This is a genomic window from uncultured Psychrosphaera sp., assembly GCF_947500655.1.
Lineage (GTDB): Bacteria > Pseudomonadota > Gammaproteobacteria > Enterobacterales > Alteromonadaceae > Psychrosphaera.
The window spans coordinates 134,270-152,586 of record NZ_CANMSK010000001.1; the positions used below are offsets into that span (position 1 = coordinate 134,270).

At 36.3% G+C, this 18,317-nt stretch carries 18 protein-coding genes and 1 pseudogene; 12 read left to right on the top strand and 7 right to left on the bottom strand.

Annotated features, from left to right (window positions below; genetic code table 11):
* Window positions 1-65: 65 nt before the first annotated feature.
* The 3 genes from trpB to Q0940_RS00600 all read left to right on the top strand — a co-directional run bounded on the left by trpB (window position 66) and on the right by Q0940_RS00600 (window position 2,854).
* Complete coding sequence (gene trpB, locus Q0940_RS00590; RefSeq protein ID WP_299262695.1) at window positions 66-1,355, top strand: tryptophan synthase subunit beta; 1,290 nt, start codon at window positions 66-68, stop codon at window positions 1,353-1,355.
* On the top strand, window positions 1,355-2,164 hold the full coding sequence (gene trpA / locus Q0940_RS00595; protein ID WP_299262697.1) for a tryptophan synthase subunit alpha: 810 nt from the start codon (window positions 1,355-1,357) through the stop codon (window positions 2,162-2,164). The genes trpB and trpA overlap by 1 nt, the downstream gene beginning before the upstream one ends.
* 243 nt (window positions 2,165-2,407) lie before the next feature.
* Entirely contained in the window at window positions 2,408-2,854 is a 447-nt protein-coding gene (locus tag Q0940_RS00600; RefSeq protein ID WP_299262699.1) for a DUF1499 domain-containing protein, read from the top strand.
* Between the two features lie 235 nt (window positions 2,855-3,089).
* On the opposite strand, the gene Q0940_RS00605 is transcribed toward Q0940_RS00600, so the two are convergent.
* Complete coding sequence (locus Q0940_RS00605) at window positions 3,090-3,455, bottom strand: hypothetical protein (protein ID WP_299262701.1); 366 nt, start codon at window positions 3,453-3,455, stop codon at window positions 3,090-3,092.
* A 103-nt stretch (window positions 3,456-3,558) separates the two neighbouring features.
* Between Q0940_RS00605 and Q0940_RS00610 the strand changes: the two genes are divergently transcribed.
* Window positions 3,559-3,726, top strand: coding sequence for a tryptophan synthase subunit alpha (locus Q0940_RS00610; protein ID WP_299262703.1), 168 nt, complete (start codon window positions 3,559-3,561; stop codon window positions 3,724-3,726).
* A 91-nt stretch (window positions 3,727-3,817) separates the two neighbouring features.
* Here Q0940_RS00610 and Q0940_RS00615 read toward each other — a convergent pair whose 3' ends face one another.
* On the bottom strand, window positions 3,818-4,219 hold the full coding sequence (locus Q0940_RS00615) for a hypothetical protein (protein ID WP_299262704.1): 402 nt from the start codon (window positions 4,217-4,219) through the stop codon (window positions 3,818-3,820).
* Window positions 4,220-4,250: 31 nt separating this feature from the next.
* Complete coding sequence (gene queE, locus Q0940_RS00620; RefSeq protein ID WP_299263299.1) at window positions 4,251-4,925, bottom strand: 7-carboxy-7-deazaguanine synthase QueE; 675 nt, start codon at window positions 4,923-4,925, stop codon at window positions 4,251-4,253.
* A 181-nt stretch (window positions 4,926-5,106) separates the two neighbouring features.
* On the opposite strand from queE, the gene queC reads away from it, so the two are divergent.
* Window positions 5,107-5,766 (top strand): 7-cyano-7-deazaguanine synthase QueC, encoded by a 660-nt coding sequence (queC, locus tag Q0940_RS00625; protein WP_299262706.1) that lies wholly within the window; start codon window positions 5,107-5,109, stop codon window positions 5,764-5,766.
* 37 nt (window positions 5,767-5,803) lie between these two features.
* Complete coding sequence (locus tag Q0940_RS00630) at window positions 5,804-6,451, top strand: DNA-J related domain-containing protein (RefSeq protein ID WP_299262708.1); 648 nt, start codon at window positions 5,804-5,806, stop codon at window positions 6,449-6,451.
* A 131-nt stretch (window positions 6,452-6,582) separates the two neighbouring features.
* On the opposite strand, the gene Q0940_RS00635 is transcribed toward Q0940_RS00630, so the two are convergent.
* Window positions 6,583-7,239, bottom strand: coding sequence for a hypothetical protein (locus Q0940_RS00635; RefSeq protein ID WP_299262709.1), 657 nt, complete (start codon window positions 7,237-7,239; stop codon window positions 6,583-6,585).
* A gap of 344 nt (window positions 7,240-7,583) precedes the next feature.
* Between Q0940_RS00635 and Q0940_RS00640 the strand changes: the two genes are divergently transcribed.
* The 5 genes from Q0940_RS00640 to Q0940_RS00660 all read left to right on the top strand — a co-directional run bounded on the left by Q0940_RS00640 (window position 7,584) and on the right by Q0940_RS00660 (window position 13,020).
* Window positions 7,584-9,332: an ATP-binding protein gene (locus Q0940_RS00640; RefSeq protein WP_299262711.1), complete on the top strand. Its 1,749-nt coding sequence runs from the start codon at window positions 7,584-7,586 to the stop codon at window positions 9,330-9,332.
* Entirely contained in the window at window positions 9,332-10,693 is a 1,362-nt protein-coding gene (locus Q0940_RS00645; RefSeq protein WP_299262713.1) for a sigma-54 dependent transcriptional regulator, read from the top strand. Before Q0940_RS00640 ends, Q0940_RS00645 begins: the two co-directional genes overlap by 1 nt.
* Before the next feature lie 121 nt (window positions 10,694-10,814).
* Window positions 10,815-11,003 carry a hypothetical protein gene (locus Q0940_RS00650; RefSeq protein ID WP_299262715.1) on the top strand — a complete coding sequence of 63 codons (189 nt, stop codon included), beginning with the start codon at window positions 10,815-10,817 and terminating at the stop codon, window positions 11,001-11,003.
* Between the two features lie 952 nt (window positions 11,004-11,955).
* Window positions 11,956-12,459, top strand: a complete 504-nt coding sequence (locus Q0940_RS00655) for a DinB family protein (protein WP_299262717.1) — start codon at window positions 11,956-11,958, stop codon at window positions 12,457-12,459.
* Between the two features lie 87 nt (window positions 12,460-12,546).
* Window positions 12,547-13,020 carry a hypothetical protein gene (locus Q0940_RS00660; RefSeq protein WP_299262719.1) on the top strand — a complete coding sequence of 158 codons (474 nt, stop codon included), beginning with the start codon at window positions 12,547-12,549 and terminating at the stop codon, window positions 13,018-13,020.
* Window positions 13,021-13,067: 47 nt separating this feature from the next.
* Here the strand turns inward: Q0940_RS00660 and Q0940_RS00665 are convergent.
* Window positions 13,068-14,023, bottom strand: a pseudogene (locus tag Q0940_RS00665) (IS110 family transposase).
* Between the two features lie 315 nt (window positions 14,024-14,338).
* Between Q0940_RS00665 and Q0940_RS00670 the strand changes: the two are divergent.
* On the top strand, window positions 14,339-15,298 hold the full coding sequence (locus Q0940_RS00670) for a hypothetical protein (protein WP_299262721.1): 960 nt from the start codon (window positions 14,339-14,341) through the stop codon (window positions 15,296-15,298).
* 164 nt (window positions 15,299-15,462) lie between these two features.
* On the opposite strand, the gene Q0940_RS00675 is transcribed toward Q0940_RS00670, so the two are convergent.
* Both Q0940_RS00675 and Q0940_RS00680 read right to left on the bottom strand, forming a co-directional pair.
* Window positions 15,463-16,512: a hypothetical protein gene (locus Q0940_RS00675; RefSeq protein ID WP_299262723.1), complete on the bottom strand. Its 1,050-nt coding sequence runs from the start codon at window positions 16,510-16,512 to the stop codon at window positions 15,463-15,465.
* A gap of 25 nt (window positions 16,513-16,537) precedes the next feature.
* On the bottom strand, window positions 16,538-18,316 hold the full coding sequence (locus Q0940_RS00680; RefSeq protein ID WP_299262725.1) for a HEAT repeat domain-containing protein: 1,779 nt from the start codon (window positions 18,314-18,316) through the stop codon (window positions 16,538-16,540).
* Window position 18,317 lies beyond the last annotated feature (1 nt).

Consider the following 18,317-nt stretch of genomic DNA (forward strand, 5'->3'; position numbering starts at 1 on the left):
CAATTAACGATTTAGTAACTCAAAAAAGTTAGCTAACACAATAAGATTAAAAAGCAGGAAAACCAATGAGCACTGAGAAAACAAAAACTGATACAACAAAAAATGAAAAAACAAAAAAAACATTAGATGCCTACTTTGGTGAATACGGCGGTATGTTCGTACCAGAGCTTTTTGTACCAGCATTAGAAGAATTAGAACAAGCCTATATTGAAGCCATTGAAGATCCGGCTTTTGTTGAAGAGTTTGAAGGCTTATTAACTAACTACGCAGGCCGACCTACACCACTTACATTATGTAAAAACATAGTGGCAGGCACCAAAACCAAGCTTTACTTAAAACGTGAAGACTTATTGCATGGTGGTGCACACAAAACCAACCAAGTATTAGGTCAAGCGCTGTTAACAAAACGTATGGGTAAAAAACGTGTTATTGCAGAAACAGGTGCCGGCCAACATGGTGTTGCAACGGCGTTAGCTTGTGCATTAATGGGCTTAGAAGCGCGCATTTATATGGGTGCAAAAGACATAGACAGACAACAACCAAATGTATTTAGAATGAAACTCATGGGCGCAGAAGTTATTCCAGTAACATCAGGCTCTGGCACATTAAAAGATGCAGTTAACGAAGCAATGCGAGATTGGGCCTCAACTTACGAAGACAGCCATTACTTATTAGGCACAGCCGCAGGCCCGCATCCGTTCCCAACCATTGTCCGTGACTTCCAAAAAATGATCGGTGAAGAAGCCAAACAACAAGTACTAAAAGCGGAAGGCCGTTTACCAGATAAAGTCATTGCCTGTGTTGGTGGTGGTTCAAATGCCATTGGAATGTTCAACGACTTTATTAAAGAACAAGGTGTTGAGCTTATTGGTGTTGAGCCAGGCGGTCACGGTTTAGAAACTGGCGAGCACGGCGCAGCATTAGCGGTTATTGACCAAGGCATTGACTCAAAAGGTATTTTGCACGGTGCTTACACGCACATAATGCAAAATGAAGATGGTCAAATACAGGAGTCTTACTCAATATCGGCAGGTTTAGATTACCCAGCCGTTGGTCCACAACATGCGCATTTAAAAGCGATTGGCCGTGCAGATTATGTTGCTATTAACGATGACGAGGCCATTGACGCTTTCCAAATATTAGCGAAGCAAGAAGGTATTATTCCGGCACTTGAGTCATCTCATGCTTTAGCTCATGCGTTAAAGCTGGCAAAACAATCGCCAGAAAAAGAGCAAATTATTTTGGTTAACTTATCTGGTCGTGGTGATAAAGATTTAACTCACGTACACCAAATATTAGGTGAGAAATTTGGTGCCGCATCAGAAACTGACAAATCACAAAAGGAGGCAAAATAATGAACCGTTATAATGCACTATTTCAAACATTAAATGAGAAAAACCAAGGCGCGTTTATTCCTTTTGTCACCATTGGCGATCCAGACTTGGAAACCAGTTATCAAATAATCAAAACCTTGATTGAATCTGGCGCAGATGCCCTTGAACTTGGTATTCCATTTTCAGACCCTGTTGCAGATGGCCCAACTATCCAAGCTGCCAATATTAGAGCATTAGACCAAGACATCTCTACTCAAGCGTGTTTAGACTTAGTTGCAAAAATAAGACAAGAGTTTCCAAATATACCAATTGGTTTATTACTTTACAGCAACTTAGTGATGGCGCACGGCATAACAGAGTTTTACAACTCATGTGCAAAAGCAGGTATTGACTCAGTATTGATTGCCGACGTTCCAGTACGTGAAAGCGCACCATTTAGACAAGCAGCAGAACAAGCCAACATTGACGCCGTATTTATAGTGCCACCAACTATTAGCGACGAGATGATGCAAAAAATAGCCAAATACAGCCAAGGTTATACTTACTTGCTAAGCCGAGCTGGCGTTACAGGCGCTGAAACTAAAGCCAATATGCCTGCTGACATCCTGATCAGTAAATTGAAAAGCTTTAATGCTGCACCTGCAATTCTTGGATTTGGTATCTCTAGCCCAGAGCAAGTAAAATCAGCCATTAAATCCGGCGCTGCAGGCGCTATATCAGGCTCTGCTGTGGTAAACATTATTGAACGTAACTTGTTAGATAAAGAGTTGATGTTGGAGGAGTTAAGTAATTTTGTTTCTTCAATGAAGGTCGCGACCATAAAACTATAATCACAAACTTATACTCTTTTTTAATAACTAACAAAAACCATTTTAATTATTTGAAATGGTTTTTGACTTTTAAACAGAAAAAGTAAAATCTAATATTTAGGAGCAAAGTGAGAAGCTTAGATGTTATTGAATATAATAATTTTTTTGCTCTTACTCCTAAAGAAGAAAAAATCCCCTTACCTCTATGCAATACCGCGCCTTTATATATAATGGCGTTATTATTTACTGTTTAAAGAGTACAAAATGAAGAAAATTTTAATTGCTGTTGTGTCACTTATCGTTATTGTTGTTGTGATGTTTTTAGTTTTAGGACAAATGTCAAAAACAGGTGGAGCTTTAGGGCTACAAGACGGTAAGTTAGCTAAGTGTTCTAGTAAGCCGAACTGTGCCTCTAGTGAATATATAGAAGATGTTGAGCACTTTGTTGCTGGTCTAGATATTGCCATGCCTCATTCTATTCCTAAGATTGAGTCGGTAATTACAGAAATGGGCGGAGTTATTGTAAATAAAAACGATGATTATGTGTCTGCTACATTTACTTCTGCAACGTTTGGTTTTGTTGATGATTTTGAGGTTAGAGTAGATGTTGAGCAAAAACGTTTGCACTTTCGTTCTGCATCAAGAGTTGGTTACAGTGATAGAGGTGTAAATAAAAAACGTGTTGAGTTGTTTAAAAGCTTATATAAATAAAGCGACTCAGGCATTTACCCTAAACACCTAACAAAAAGCGGATCATAAGATCCGCTTTTTTGATTCAATATATACAAGCTTTAATTACTCTGTTTTTCTTATGCTCTTTCTTCTACATTTTAATCGGTATTTGATTCACGACTTCTTTGTCTACTAAGCTCAACTAATACGTTTTTTTATAACGTGTGCACATGCAGTAATAATGACGATAGAAGAAAAAAAGATCAACAATCTACTACTGTTCACACTCAACTGTTTGATAATCATCTTCTATTGCTGAAATACTCGGTACGGTAAACCCGATATTTTCTGCAAGGTTAGAGTTATTTGCATCAATGGTGAATACATATATTTCTCCAATTTCACCGCCACAGACAGAGATGAAATTCATTTGAGTTAATTCGCCACAACTCTGTTCTTTCACTTCTATCCCAGCATCTAATAGATACTGTTCAGCTTCGGTAATAGACAAACCGCCACCAAGACATTGTTTTTCACCAGTACTTATATATACCTCAACATCTGAGTCTTCACCACAGGCGCTTAAAGTTATTAATATTACGAGTGATAATATTATTGGAAATAAATAATTTAATTTCATAGCGTTGTCTTCTGAGCTGAATTTAAGTTTTGGATTGATCATTATATTAATACGCACTAAAAAAGCATTATTTTTAAATGTACTAGGGGTTTATTAAATTAAGGTGATATCTAAAAAGGTTGGAGGCTGGTTATTAATAATATCTGAATTTAAAGATAAGTTATTGTTTTCAACAAATCACAGCCCAACTATTCAAGCCGCTAATATCAGAGCGTTAGACCAAGGTATTTCAACTCAAGCGTGCTTGGACTTAGTATCTAAAATCAGATAAAAATATCCAAGCACAACAATTGGCTTATTGCTTTATAGCATCTTAGTTATGGCTCACAGTATCAACAAATTTATGGTTTATTTGCAACGATTTAGAGTAATTTTAAATAGGTATCATTTTCATCATCAATGATCACTGTGATCACTTTAATAGTCTCTTCTAAAATACTCAGCATATAAGACGTGTTGTAGCTTATCTGTATCTCGCCTTGTTCATTTTTGAACGTCCAATTAACATTAGCAAAATGTATATCATTAGATAAATAAATCGCTTTTTTTACATCTACCTCAATGTTAGTTATTGCTCGTTGGTCAAATGACTTTAATACTTTCTTTAAATTCTCTTCCAATTCTTCATCAAAAGAAACAACCCTTTCAGGCTCATCATGAACAATAATAAAAGGTAATCGATAAATCGACTTTAGCAGCTGTAATTCTCTATCTTGCATTGCTACAGCGTACTTCTGAAAAAATTCAGTAACTCTTTGGCGCATGTTATATTCCTCTCTGAGCTTTTATCATCTGCTAACTTATACCAATGTACTTATGTACTTGCACAGACAGGCGCCAGTTCTTTTCTTTACAGGTTTCAATTGCAAGTTCAGTCGCTGATACTTTTTGACTAATTGGCTGTAAATAAATTAACGTATTCTTTTTTACTGGTGCTTCCAATAATAATTGTTCTAATTCATCAACATGTAATTGTCTTGCAATTGGGTGTTTAATTTCATTTGCCCTTTGCATACAAGATGCAAGAACTTTATAACCACCTTTCATATTAATTTTGGGTGAAACCGTTACCCATGTTTGTTCTGGCGCTTGAACCTCAAACGTACCACTGGTTTCTATTTGAGTTGAATAACCTTTACTGTGTAACAACTCACACAAAGGGTTTAAGTCAAACATACAAGGCTCTCCGCCCGTAATTACAACATGTTTAGCTCGGTAACCTTGCTCAACAAAAGTGTTTAATATTGTCGACTCATCAACATCACACCAAGTTGGATCGTCTGATGTTTTCATAATGATAGTTGATAATGGCTGTTTATCACTTTCTAATTGATCCCAAGTTTGTTTGGTATCACACCAAGAGCAACCGACAGGACAACCTTGCAGTCGAACAAATATCGACGCCGTTCCTGTGTACTGACCTTCCCCTTGGATGGTCTCAAATATTTCATTTATTTTATATTTACTCATTGTTTGGTAGTTGGCACCTGATAAAGTTAACTTTCTTCTCGACTGATATTGAATTAACATTGATTAATTCTGTGTGAATATGAACATCTATTTGTTATCTCGACATTTCATGTTCACTAATTTTGGCGATTGTAACAAATATTTTTGTACAATTTCGCAATTAATTTATAGGTAAAGTTAGATGTCTGAAAAGGTTGTGGTTATTTTTTCTGGTGGTATGGATTCATATACCGTTTTAAATCATGCATTAAAGCAAGGTTACGATGTATACGCCCTCACCTTTGACTATGGTCAACGCCATGTAAAAGAAATTGAGTATGCAAAAAAAGCCTGTGAAGAATTAAACGTACACCATAAAATCGTTGATATTAGCGCGATAAATTCAATAATAGCTGGCTCTTCACTAACCGATAACATTGATATTCCTGAAGGCCATTACGAAGCTGAAAGCATGCAGAGCACCGTAGTACCAAACCGAAATATGATCTTGTTAAGTTTAGCGGTTGGCTATGCAGTTAGCTTAGAAGCCACAAAGGTATTTTACGGCGCGCATTCTGGCGACCATGCTATTTATCCAGATTGTCGTCCTGAGTTTGTTAAACGTATGCAAGATGTTTGCGCCATTGCCAATTACGATGCAATTGATATTGTAGTTCCATATTTACATAACGATAAAATTGAAATCTTAGCTGATGGATTAAGCATGAAGTTAGATTACAACAAAACATGGACTTGTTATAACGGCCGCGAAAAAGCATGTGGTAAATGTGGTGCATGCCAAGAACGTTTGGAAGCGTTTGAAAAAAACAACATGACTGACCCATTAGAGTACGAAGCGTAACGTCTTCCCGTAATGACTTTCAAATAAGGAAGAGGCATTGGAAAACTTAGAATTAGATCAAACGTTACTGGAGCTTATAAGCCAAGAGGCTGTTAATGGTGGCATCAGTGAATACGAGATAATTACTAAGTTTAAATCTGCGCCGTATAATTTATTTAATGCTGATGTTATGTCCAATAATCTCAGCTTATTTCAAACTCATTTTGTTATTTTTAATGCTTTATATCGTTTAAGGGATTTAGGCTTAGAACTTAATCAATTTGATATTGATATCATCTCGTCCAATATACGGTTTATTCCCTTATCTCAATCGACCTCGGCACAAGACGGTGCTTCATCAGTAGCTGGAACTCATGTACAAAACCGAGAAGAACTACAAGCCATTGAAAAATTAAGAAGCTACTACTTAGATTGGAATAACTTTGAAAAAACCACAGAGACAAGTGTAAACGACTTACTCGACTCTTTTTGGAACAATATGTCTTCGCGTTCTCCAGTGCAACGTAGTCAAGATAACTTAACCCAATCACTCACTACCCTTGAATTAACCGACTTACCCTCTGAGCCTTCTCTCAAGCGCCAATATAAGAAACTATGTAACATACACCACCCAGACAAAGGTGGTTGTCAGGCTACTTTTCAAAAAGTGCATTTGGCTTATCAATATATTAAACAACGAATTTAATTCGTTTAGTTAAAGGATGAGTTTAGTTAAAAGTCAGATACAAAAAAGGTCTTAATTAAAAGACCTTTTGCTTATTAACTGCTATTTGTTTTTAGCTGCTATTTTAGAGGCTACTTACTTTTAGAAGCTACTTATTTTTTAGAAGCTAAAAGCTCAGTTAACTCTTCAACTTGCTCAGCTGTTAACTCAGACTTGTTAATGATTTTGGTTAAGACTTTTACCGTGTCTTTGTCTCTCATGTGACCTTTCATTTTGCCTTCGTGCTTACCTTTATGCTTTCCTTTGTGCATTTTTTTACCGTCGGCTAACAGCATCTTCACTAAATGTTTGTCATTAAATTTAGCGTCCCCTACAACATCAATTTCTATGTGCTTTGTACCGTTTTTATCGTCAGTTTTTAACATAAAAACACTTGATGTTTTATCACCACGAGTAATATCCGTATCGTTTAACACTACAACTTTAGTGTCATAATCTTCAAGTTTAGATAATAAAGTGACTATTTTATCTGATGTTTCTTTGTCTAAGTCACCTAGTTTTGCAGTGACATTGTCCATACTTTTTAATTCTTCAGCACTGAAAGTATATTTGTTCTTTTCACCACTGCTGGCAACAAAAACTTTAATATCTTTACCTTCTACCGCTTTTACCTTAACCATTTCACGAACAGGCTTTTCTTTATCGTTTTTATTTTTTTCAGCTAACGCATTACCACTTACCAATGATGTAGCTAATACAGTACTTAATATTAACGATGCTGCGAATACACTATGTTTTGAGTTTTTCATTTTATCTCTCCAGTTTTAAAGCATAATTTTGCAATTCAGGGTAAGTAACTCAACTAACGTGCCAATTTAAAATAATTATAAATTTCAACAACTTAAAATAAATTAATAATATTTTTCATTATTTATCTAAATAACATCCCCATATAAGGATTAATATTCCTTATTACAGCATTAATGGTTTACACTTGATCTTGGAAAAACAATTACACAATTGATTTATATGACTTTTTTATAATGGAATAAAGATTGCGTAATTAAGTGATCACAAACGAATTTAAGCTAACACTCTTAAATTAGAGTAAAGCTATCTAGTTATACCCAAACAAAACTAATGAGTACTTTATATGAGTATAAGACGCCACCTATTTCTATTGATCACCGGATTAGTGCTAGTTATTGCACTTGCTCAAGTTGCCTTGTTGTCTCACTTTAAGAGTAACGTAGAATCTGAAATAGAACGCAGAGGTAAAGACTTCGCCGACAGGATCTTAAGATACACAATTGATAGCATTGAAGACGAAGATCAAATCTTAGATTCTGAAACAAAGGTCGACATTGTTGCTTTAATGCCAACCCCACCAATTATAGGCTTTGAAGATCTACTTAGAATCCAAGTAAGTAAAAAGAAAGAATTTAACTTTAAAATTGAATTACCAGCCGAGATTTTAAATTCAGCCAGCGGATTAATGGAAGTTATCGGCGAGTTACCTGAACAAGTTAAACCAACAGTAATGTCTCTAGCCCAACAGTTAAATAGCAAGAAAATTAACACCATAGAAATGTCAGAAGATGGTTACCGAGTTAAACTCAGTATTAAGCGCCCTCGCCCTAATAAAATAATAAAACGTCATTTAACCAAACAAATCGAAAATATGAGAAATTTTGGTTTAGAAAATGACAATATAAAAATAGAAACTATTCAGGAAGACGGAAGCACAAAAGTAATTCACGCCAAAAGTGTAAAAAGTCGAGATCCTGATGTGGTTATTAGCAAACGAAAATCTCAGGTTTCTGAACTATTTAATTATGTGATCTTAATGATAGTGATCACCACACTACTTTCAATATTCTTAGTTTTTTGGCTCAGTAAACGTTTTAGCAAACCGTTACAAGAATTGATCAATGGCTTTAAGCAATTAGAAAACGGTCACTTTGGTATCCAAGTAACACCTCAAGGCGTGAGTGAGATCAATCAAACCATTCAACGTTTTAATACCATGAGTATCCAATTAGCTAAATTGGCCGACGCCGAATCTAAGTTACAAGAGCAACATCATTTAACTGAAATTAGTGACGTCAGCAAAGGCATCGCCCACGCACTTAGGAACCCAATGCACACCATTGGACTGGCAATAGAACAACTGCAATCTAACAACCTTTCTGAGCCAGTAAAACAAAAACTGTTTGCTCAAATTCAAAGTAAAATTGTGCAACTAGATAAGAATATTAAAGCCTTATTAACCATCACATCTGACGGATTAGAAAGATTACAAACGCTATCACTCAGTGGCTTAATTAACGACGTAGTTTTAGAGCTGAAACAAACTCATGACACTAGTAAAGGCAAATTAAAAATTGATCTTGAGCTGGATGACAGTATTAAAATACTGGGAGCGGAAAGTGAATTCAGATCTATTTTACACACCCTATTATTTAACGCTTATGAAGCAAGTTTCATATCAGATCAAGATCTAAAGGCTGCTCAAAGTACAGCAGGAAAAGATCCTATTGATGGTTTAATACACTTGATTATAAAGAGTTATAGCAAAAATGAACTAACGGTCATTTCAATAACTGACTTTGGGTCAGGTTTAAATCCAGATATACAAGACAGATTATTCACAGCTCATTGTTCTACCAAAGCAGAAGGTGCTGGCATGGGTCTTTACATTAGTAAAAAATTAATTGAATTACATTATGAAGGATCGTTAACGGTTCAAAACAATACCGAAAACGATCGTATTACCGGAGTAACCGCATTGTGTACTCTTCCGCAAACAAGTAAAAAAAACACGCTAAAAAATAACAATGAAAGTGGCTTTGAAAGTGACGATAAAAGCACGACTGAAAACAAGAATACAGGAAGCAACTGATGCATATTTTATTAGTAGAAGATGAACAAGATCAGCGGGAATTGGTTGCTGGTATATTAGAAGCAAACGAGATGAAAGTTACGCAAGCCGACAGCGTTGAGTCAGCCATTGTAACACTAAAAAACTTGGTTGATAAAAACACCCTACCCGACGTGATCTTCTCCGACTGGAAGTTAGGCACCTTAACTGGTATTTCATTATTGGAATACGTAAGAAACAATTCTCTCAATATTGGCTTTGTTGTTGCCACCGCTTATGGCTCTGTAAAACATGCAATTGAAGCCATTGAAAAAGGCGCTGATGATTACTTAAGTAAACCGTTTCAATCACAAGAGTTGTTATTAGCGATTTCAAAAGCCAATACTGCCAAGTCATTAAAAGCGCAAAACAAGTCGTTAGAAAAACAATTAACTGAACAACAAACATTAGTTGATTTAGTAGGTAACGCACCTTGTATGCAACAAGTGTATGAGCGTATTAAACGCGTATCTAACACCAATGCTACAGTAATGATCAGCGGTGAAAGTGGCACAGGTAAAGAGTTGGCCGCAAGAGCATTACACCAGCTGTCTGATAGAAAAAACAACAGCTTTATCGCCATAAACTGTGGTGCAATTCCAGAGTCGTTGGCTGAAGCTGAATTATTTGGCGCAGAAAAAGGCGCGTTCACCGGCGCTATCACCCAAAAAATTGGCAAAATTGAAGCCGCGCATCAAGGCACTCTTTTCTTAGATGAAATTGGCGAACTTCCCATTTTACTACAAGCTAAGTTATTACGTTTCTTACAAGAAGGCGTTATTACTCGTTTAGGCTCCAACGACGAAATCCAAGTAGACGCTCGGGTTATCGCCGCCACGCACAGAGACATTCCAAGCCAAATAAGCAAACAAGAGTTTAGAGAAGATTTATATTATCGTCTTAACGTTGTTCCGCTAAGAATGCCCTCTTTAAAAGAACGCCCTGAAGATATACCAAAACTGATTTTGCATTTTATTAACAAGTTTGAAAATGAATATGGCAGCCAGTCAGCTAAATTATCACCCGCAACCAAAAAACTATTACTGGATCATAACTGGCCAGGCAATGTAAGAGAATTAAGTAACAAGTTAGAACGCTTTGTACTGCTAGGTGACGAACAAGAGCTAGTAAATGACTTAACCGCTCCAACCATGATTGAAAGCATTGATGAAGACTCACAAGGCTTTAACATTCCAGATGAAGGCATGAATTGGGATGACTTTGAAAAACAAGTTTTACAGCAAGCTCTACTAAAAACCAAAAATAATAAAACCAAAGCGGCCAAATTATTAGGCATGGGATACAAACAATTTCTATATCGGATTGAAAAATTTGAACTTTGAAACTAAAGTATTAATTCATAACTAGTTTAGTTAAATAACCAATGCTTTTAAGACTGTGTGTTTAGTCAATTAACTATTGCGTTATTTTGCTTGTAGCTAATCTTTTACTTTAAGGAAATGTATGCCTGCCACGCTGTTTTTAAAACAAATTCTTGGACTAACAAGTGAAGAATCTAATTTACTGAGCAAAACAGTTAAGCAAACCAAATGGAATTCGTTTGAAGAATTACTGGCGTTGTTTCCAGAAGAAGATGAAGAGCTTGCAACAATAAGAACCAAAATACAGGATTATATAAATCCGCCGTCATAGAGGCATGGGCTTAATTTATTGTTTAAAATCTAAAGCCAAACCTAATGCCTAGAAGATTAAAATCAAAAGACTGTTTCACCTTCGGCGGTCATCAATAATACATCCCTGTATTGATGACATCCCTTCATCCATGAAGTGGCAGGTTGTCAGTTTTAGCTTTTACGAATAGACAGACAACCTAAGCGAGTACATCCATGGCGGCCATCAATAATACATCCCTGTATTGGTGGCATCCCATCATCCATGATGTGAACAATACCTTTTTCAACAGCCAAAAAGGCGCAGGCTTAATTTATTGTTTAAAATCAAAAGACTGTTTCACCTGCGGCGACCATACCTTTTTCAACAGCTAAAAAGGTAGGCCAAAAAGCCGCTTCCAACAAAATCTAATACTTAATTAAATAGTTATTTTTGTTTACAAAAAAAGGGCTGAAAAATCGTCCCTGATAATCAATCCTTTCTCAGCATCCATGCTTCGAATTTTATAAAAAATAATATTTAACAAAGTGATTTTGTGATGGAGACTGAAAAGCAAAATCAGTGCTCCTTTGTGAGTAATTTCGTTAAAATAAAAACTAACTAATCACCTGTATTCATATACAGGTTTAAGTGAAAACACATGAATCTTTACTGTCATGGCACGCTATGTAATTTTTAAATATGGCTCGATTAAGTAGAGTTTTTTCGTAAGCCTCTGTTTTTCTAATAAATTCTTTAAATTAAAATTTTACATAACGTGCCACTGATGGCGTGTTATGTAAATGGCTCGTTTTCCCCAAACAAAAAAGTGTTTGTTTATCCATAAATCTACTGGTAAGTTATTAGTATTATTAAATAAAAAAGTTTATTAGTGGAATAAAACCACCTGTGGATAACTTCCTTTAACAGGAATTCGCGCTAATACGCTGTTAGGTGCTCTTTGAGTTATGAGCATTTTAATTATGGAGAGATAATGAAACTTATTAAGGCATTTCAATATAAAAAATGGGCAAATAGTGAATTGCTAATGCTTGGAGAACAGCAGTTATCTAAACTACCGGAAAACGACGCCACTTTTTTTATTCGAATTCTGAATCATACGACTGTCGTTGACAGCTTATTCATTAGTCGAATTTTAAATGAACCCGAAAAATATAGCGCAGATAACACACTAGAGACACCGACACTATCTGAATTACGTCAAACAATGGAGCAAAACGATTCTTGGTTAGTTAGTTTTACAGAGTCAGCTTCACCAGAAGAATTAAATAGGGTTGTAATATTCAAGTTTGTTGATGGTGATTTAGGGCAACTCACAGTTGAAGAAATTCTTATGCATCTGATGACTCATGGGAGTAACCATCGAGGTATGGCTTCGAGAGTATTGGCAGAGAATGATCTAGAGCGCCCGAAAGATACATTCACTCGATATTTGCATCAAGTAGAGCCATCAAGAAGGCAAGTCTCTAGCACCTAACAAGCACATTAAATTTGCTCCTTATAGTCGCCCGACGTTCGCAAGCTCTCGCGGTTTATGTGAGCGTTATACGTATAGGTGAATTCATTGAAGAATGTGGATGCTTTGAAAGCTTTAAGAAAAGAAAGATCAATGGCATCTCCTTTTCCAAATTTGATTGATTTTGAGTCATGGGCGGATAACGTCATTCCGCTTTTAAGTTTCAATACAAAAATACAATCAGAGTTTAAACAAGCTGTTACTAGCGCTGTAGTTTCATCTCGAATGAATTATGGAGAAGATGCTCATACAAGTATCAATGATGCTATAGGTATATTGAATCAAGCAATATTATTACCTGAGCCTCAGGAAAGTGTCGCTCTTATAAATAATGAATTAAAGGCTCCAGAAAAACTGACGATTCCTTGGCTAATTCAACACGTTGAAATCAAGCATTGGGTCATGGCAATTACAATTGTCTTTGCTTCATTTAGCGCAGGTGTCTATTTTGGTGGTACTGACTTATACAAATCTTTTTCTGTTTCCCAAAAAACTCAAAAAAACATAAGCGGTAATCCATAAAATACGTATAACAAGAGACTATGGCGTCAATAGTTAATTTTTAACTTTTAATTTTTAACTTTTGGAGCTTCCCATAATACGCCATCTCTTAGCATCGAATTAAGTATCACGACCATCTTTCTAATGCATGCAATGATAGCGACTTTTTTTGGCTTTCCAGCAGCGACTAACCGTTGATATGTTTCTTTAAACACCGGATTACTTTGTATCGCTGACATCATAGCCATGTATAAAACGGTTCTTACTTGATGTCGCCCACCTTGGATTTTACGATGTCCTTTGTACCTACCACTATCACGATTTATTGGTGCAACACCGACTAACGCAGAGGCTTGTTTACTGCTTATATAACCTAACTCAGGTAAGTTACTAATGATGGATGCAGATGCAATTTTACCAATGCCTTTCATACTTTGAAGTATGGTATTTCTATCTTGATAATCAGGGCACTTTCAATTAACTCAACGATTTTATTTTCTATTTTTTCTATCTGATTTTTAAACGCGGTAAGTATTGGTTTAATGGTCATGGTTAAGTTTTTTGGCAATATCTGCAGCCGATTTTTTTCCATTGTTTGCATGACTAATAATTGGTTTCGTCTTGACACCAAGTCACTCATTAGCTGCATTGTGTCTGGTTTTAAGGCCGATAACCTAGGTTTAATTGCTTCACCATAATGCGCAATTAATTGAGCATCTAGCTTATCTGTTTTTGCTCGTTGACCAATGGCACCAGAAAAGCGTTTTATATGCACAGGATTTGCAATAACAAAAGGTAAATTGGCTTTAGCACAAGCCATAATAAAAGGCATCTCAAGTCGGCCTGTGGCTTCAATGATAATGCGCTCTGGTTTGTGTTTTTTAATTTTTTTTACCGCTTCATTAATACCTTTTTCATCGTTTGAAACGGTGAAGTAAATATCTAATGGTCGGATGTAAATATCGAGTTGGAATTTACCAGTATCGACACCAACGTTAATGTTTTGATAATTTTTAGTATTCATAATAAGCTAACCCTTGCTTGCGTAATGCGGGTTCGAGACCCAGTAGACTATTCGAGTATTATGCTTGGAGTCTTTTGCAGCTTCTTACTTGTTACCGGTCTCTCAATAGAGGAGCCTACGCTCAATCGAACTACTGTATAAAAGGCTTTGGTTGCAGCCAAAGCTTGGGCCTCACATTACCCGAACTTGGTTTAAATAATAATTAATTTATGGGTTTATTATCCAAAATATAAAAAGGACAGCCACCTTAATTTTACATTAATTCCAGAGCTGGCTAGAAGTTAAAAATTTAGAAAAATAAAAACAAGGACAATTATGCGTTTATGGACTTTTAAAAGACCTTTTCAATATGACGGTGACGATTATGAAGTGAAATACTTCTTTTCATTTACAACCTATACGTCACAGCTATTTTGCAATGGAACACTGGTAGACGAAACCACACATTTATTTGATGGTGATTTCAAAGTGGTTGAGCATAAGTTTCAACCCAGCAGCCAGACAACCGAGTCAGATGATCAAACTAAAGAAATAAGCGTATCCGTTGGCTACTTTAATTGGTTCACAGTCGGTATCCAAGTTAAGGAACTTGGTAATGAAAGCAGTGAAAGCAGTGAGTTAATTTATGAAAGTCACCCAGGTAAAGACATTCACTTTGCCAGTACAAAACTTGAGAAGTTTAACACCAAGTTAAATTTGCCAGAGCTAGATAATAAAAGAAAACTACAAAGTGAGAATTGGAAAAAAAACAAACCTTCTATTATTGCTGACATAGTTATTGGCATAGCATTTTTTGCAGTGGCAAAAGTAACTGGTGACCTAACCATAGCTGCATTTACAGGTGTGTCCTTAGGATTAGCGCTCGTCATTGTCCAGCGCTTTGTTAAAGTGGACTTGCTAGGTGGATTCGCCGTATTTGGAACCATAATGCTCTTAATATCAGCGATATTCTCCATTGCCTTTCAAAGTGAGTATTTAGTGCAACTCAAAGGCACATTTATGGGGGTAATTAGTGCTTCAGCCCTTATAATAGATGGAGTGTTTAATAAAGGTGGTTACTTTGGAGCACGTTTTGAACGGTACTTAAACTCCCCTATTCAACATAAGTATTTTGTTCTAGGTTTAGCATTTATCAGTTTATGCAAGGCAGGGCTAAATTATAGTGTTGCGAGTCAATTAACCGAAGACCAGTGGCTCACCTATGACACCTTTATTGAAACACCACTTTATCTCGTAATGTTTTTCATCCTCATTTGGCGAGCAGGAAAAAGTTAGCCTAGAAAATTAACCAATGTAAAAATAAGAAAAATGAGGAGCATTTGAGCAGCTATTAATATTTATTTCCAGAAGAAAACATTGAACTTAAAACGATAAGCTAAAAAATTGAACCCTATATCTCTACTCCATCCTAAATTTAGTTTTTTAAAATATTCAATTTATCATTCAGACAAATCTTGAAAAAATGGATGCTGCATTATCCTTTCAACTTGCTCATCGGTTAGTCCTGTAGAGCTAACAAGTAATGGGTTTCTATGCATCAAATTGCTTGTCGTTGTACTGTCTAAATCATCCAGTGTGCCATTCGCTTCCTCTGGATGTGCTAACCCTAGATAATGTCCTAATTCATGCGCTATCAGCCTAGCAACTGTTGCAGGTTCATCAGTTTCGGTATTTCTTGAACCACAGGTACGCCTAGCTACAAATACGGCGTCCATATCTCCAGCGCCTCCGGGGATACTTGGTGTAAAACCAGCTAAGCGTTCGATACTAAAATATGTGTCAATTTCTAAACATGGGCCATAAATAATATCAATAACCCCTTCATCTTTATCAGGTAAAGTTGCAATGATACTTTCTAATTCATCATTACTTAAACTGTTTTCTAAAACTACATCTACATCCGAAATAGTATTCATACTTGTGATCAAAATAGATAAGTTCAATTCATTTGATATAAGTGTTGCCCAATCATTTTCATCTAGATCATTTACAACACTATCTGATAAATTAAAACGTAACTTTAACCCTGCAAGAGCTGGTAATTCTGTCTCAAGTTTTTCAACAACTAGTTCGTCAGATGAAACATTAGACAAGTAAGTAGTGCAATCAACGCTAGCAAAACTAATAGCTGCTAGCTGTTCAGCGTTACCTTCTAGTACTAACAAACCTGAATTTCTAATAACTGAAGTACGCCACAGACAATCTACACATTGGGCTGTATTAAACGAATACGATAATTCTTGATTATACTGACTGATTGCAGAGTTAACTTGAAAACAAGAGGCTGTATCACTATTTGATGTCACTCGTAATGTTTGTCTATCTTCACTAGTGCTTAATGAGAGAGACTCAGTATAACCATTTAATAGTTGTAACTCACTTATCGGTTGCCAATCCATAAGCGTTTGGCTAATTTCATTATCTTTGTTTTCCGTGTTGTCATCACAAGCACTCAAAACAAAAATAATACTGTTCAACCACCCTCTCATTCAATACACCTCATTTCAACACTTATTATTTCAACATAGCTGCTGGTACATAACGACCAATACGTTGCTGAATACGAGCATTAGTTTCACGCTTAAACTGCTCTGCTAATAATTTACGCGCTGTATCCGTATTTTGACTACCCAATAAGTCAACAATAGCCACTCTTTGTTTATCATTATCTAACGTTAACCGTTCACTTAATATGGGTATGGCTTTATCCATATTGGTACCTGTATTTTGCAATGCTTTAAATAGCGTTGTTGTTACTCGAGGATTCTCCTCATTGCCTAACTGTGTTAATAGAGCATCGGCGGCCTGCTCTGTTGGCAATTTGGAGATAGCCATAGCAGCATGTCGACGAACAGCAACGGAGTCACCACTGAGTTTGTCAACTAATGTCTCAGTAAAAGCAAGATCAGCTGAATTCCCCATAGCGTCTATAATGGTGACAGCTTCGGAGTTATTAGTGACGCTATTACTACGCTCTTGTAATGAGTCTAATACGTATTGTTTAAGTTCTGAATCATCAATACGGGCTGTCATACTGCCAATGCTCAAAAGGCTCACGTTACCTGCAATATCTGCTGTACTTGATCGTTCCAACAGTTTATCAACTGCATCACGAGCTGGTTTACTTATATCGGCTAATGCAGAAGCGGCTCTAGCTTGATCTACCAAGGATAATGATGAGTGATCTACTAGCTCCATTAATGCTGAACGAGCTTCATCGGTTCCAGATAACTGTAATGCAAAAAATGCAGTTGGACGTGAATTATCATCCATATCTCCCAATAATTCTAAAACGACACGTTCTACATCATCAGGGTTCTCTTTTAACCAAGCGGCCAACTGACGTGCTGCATAATAAAAACGAGCAGGCGTCTCATTTATGGCATTATCAAAGACTGCTTGAGCTTCTTCATAACTCTTATATTTATTTTCTAACGGCTTTTTTTTAGGTGTATTAGTAACATCCGTAAAATCAGCACTCTCCCAAGATAAATCAGGAATCGTTACAAATAGCGCAGACATATTTTTTAAACTAAAGCGTTGCTCCATTATAACAGTTTGCTGTTTTGGAACGATAATAGACACTTTTTCATAACCTGAAACAGACTGCCACCATTGAGGAGATGTTGAGTCAAATACTGCTAATGACTCTGAGTTTTCCAATTTAACGTTCACCCCAAAGAATTCACCATTACCATATGAGTCGTGGTTTACTTTTTCTCGTAAAATAGTTAATGGGTCATTCGATCGTACTGAGAAACTAGCGTCGTAGTTTCCTAGACCATCAATAGTAGATGCTTTCCAATGTAGTGTGCTTGCTAATGGTAACGTGAATGAAAAATTATTGAGTAATGTGGTTACTAAAGTACGAGTTGCTATGCTCCAATCTTTAGAAAATCCTTGATTAGAAATACTGCAATCAGGATTAACTTGTAAAACAAAAGGCATCCCCTCCGGTGATTCAGCTCGTTCTTCTGGTTGGGTTAATTGTTGTGAAAAGACTACATCGCTAAAAGCAGCTCTGATATGAGCACTTCCATTTTTAAGCTCTGTTACTTCCCAGCTCATTACACCTGAAAACTGGTCAACTTCGGTTAACACTGAGACGGTAGATTCCACTTTAAAAGCAAGTTTCTCACCAGTTTTAAACTGGCAGATCATCGCTTCTAATTGGTTTAAATCTAAAGTTTCTAATTCAGGTAGTGATTGATTTGGTGCTATCTCATCCTTTGTTATGGTCAGCAAGATAATGCCAACCATAACCATAAATGAAAACCAATAAATCGGTTTCAAT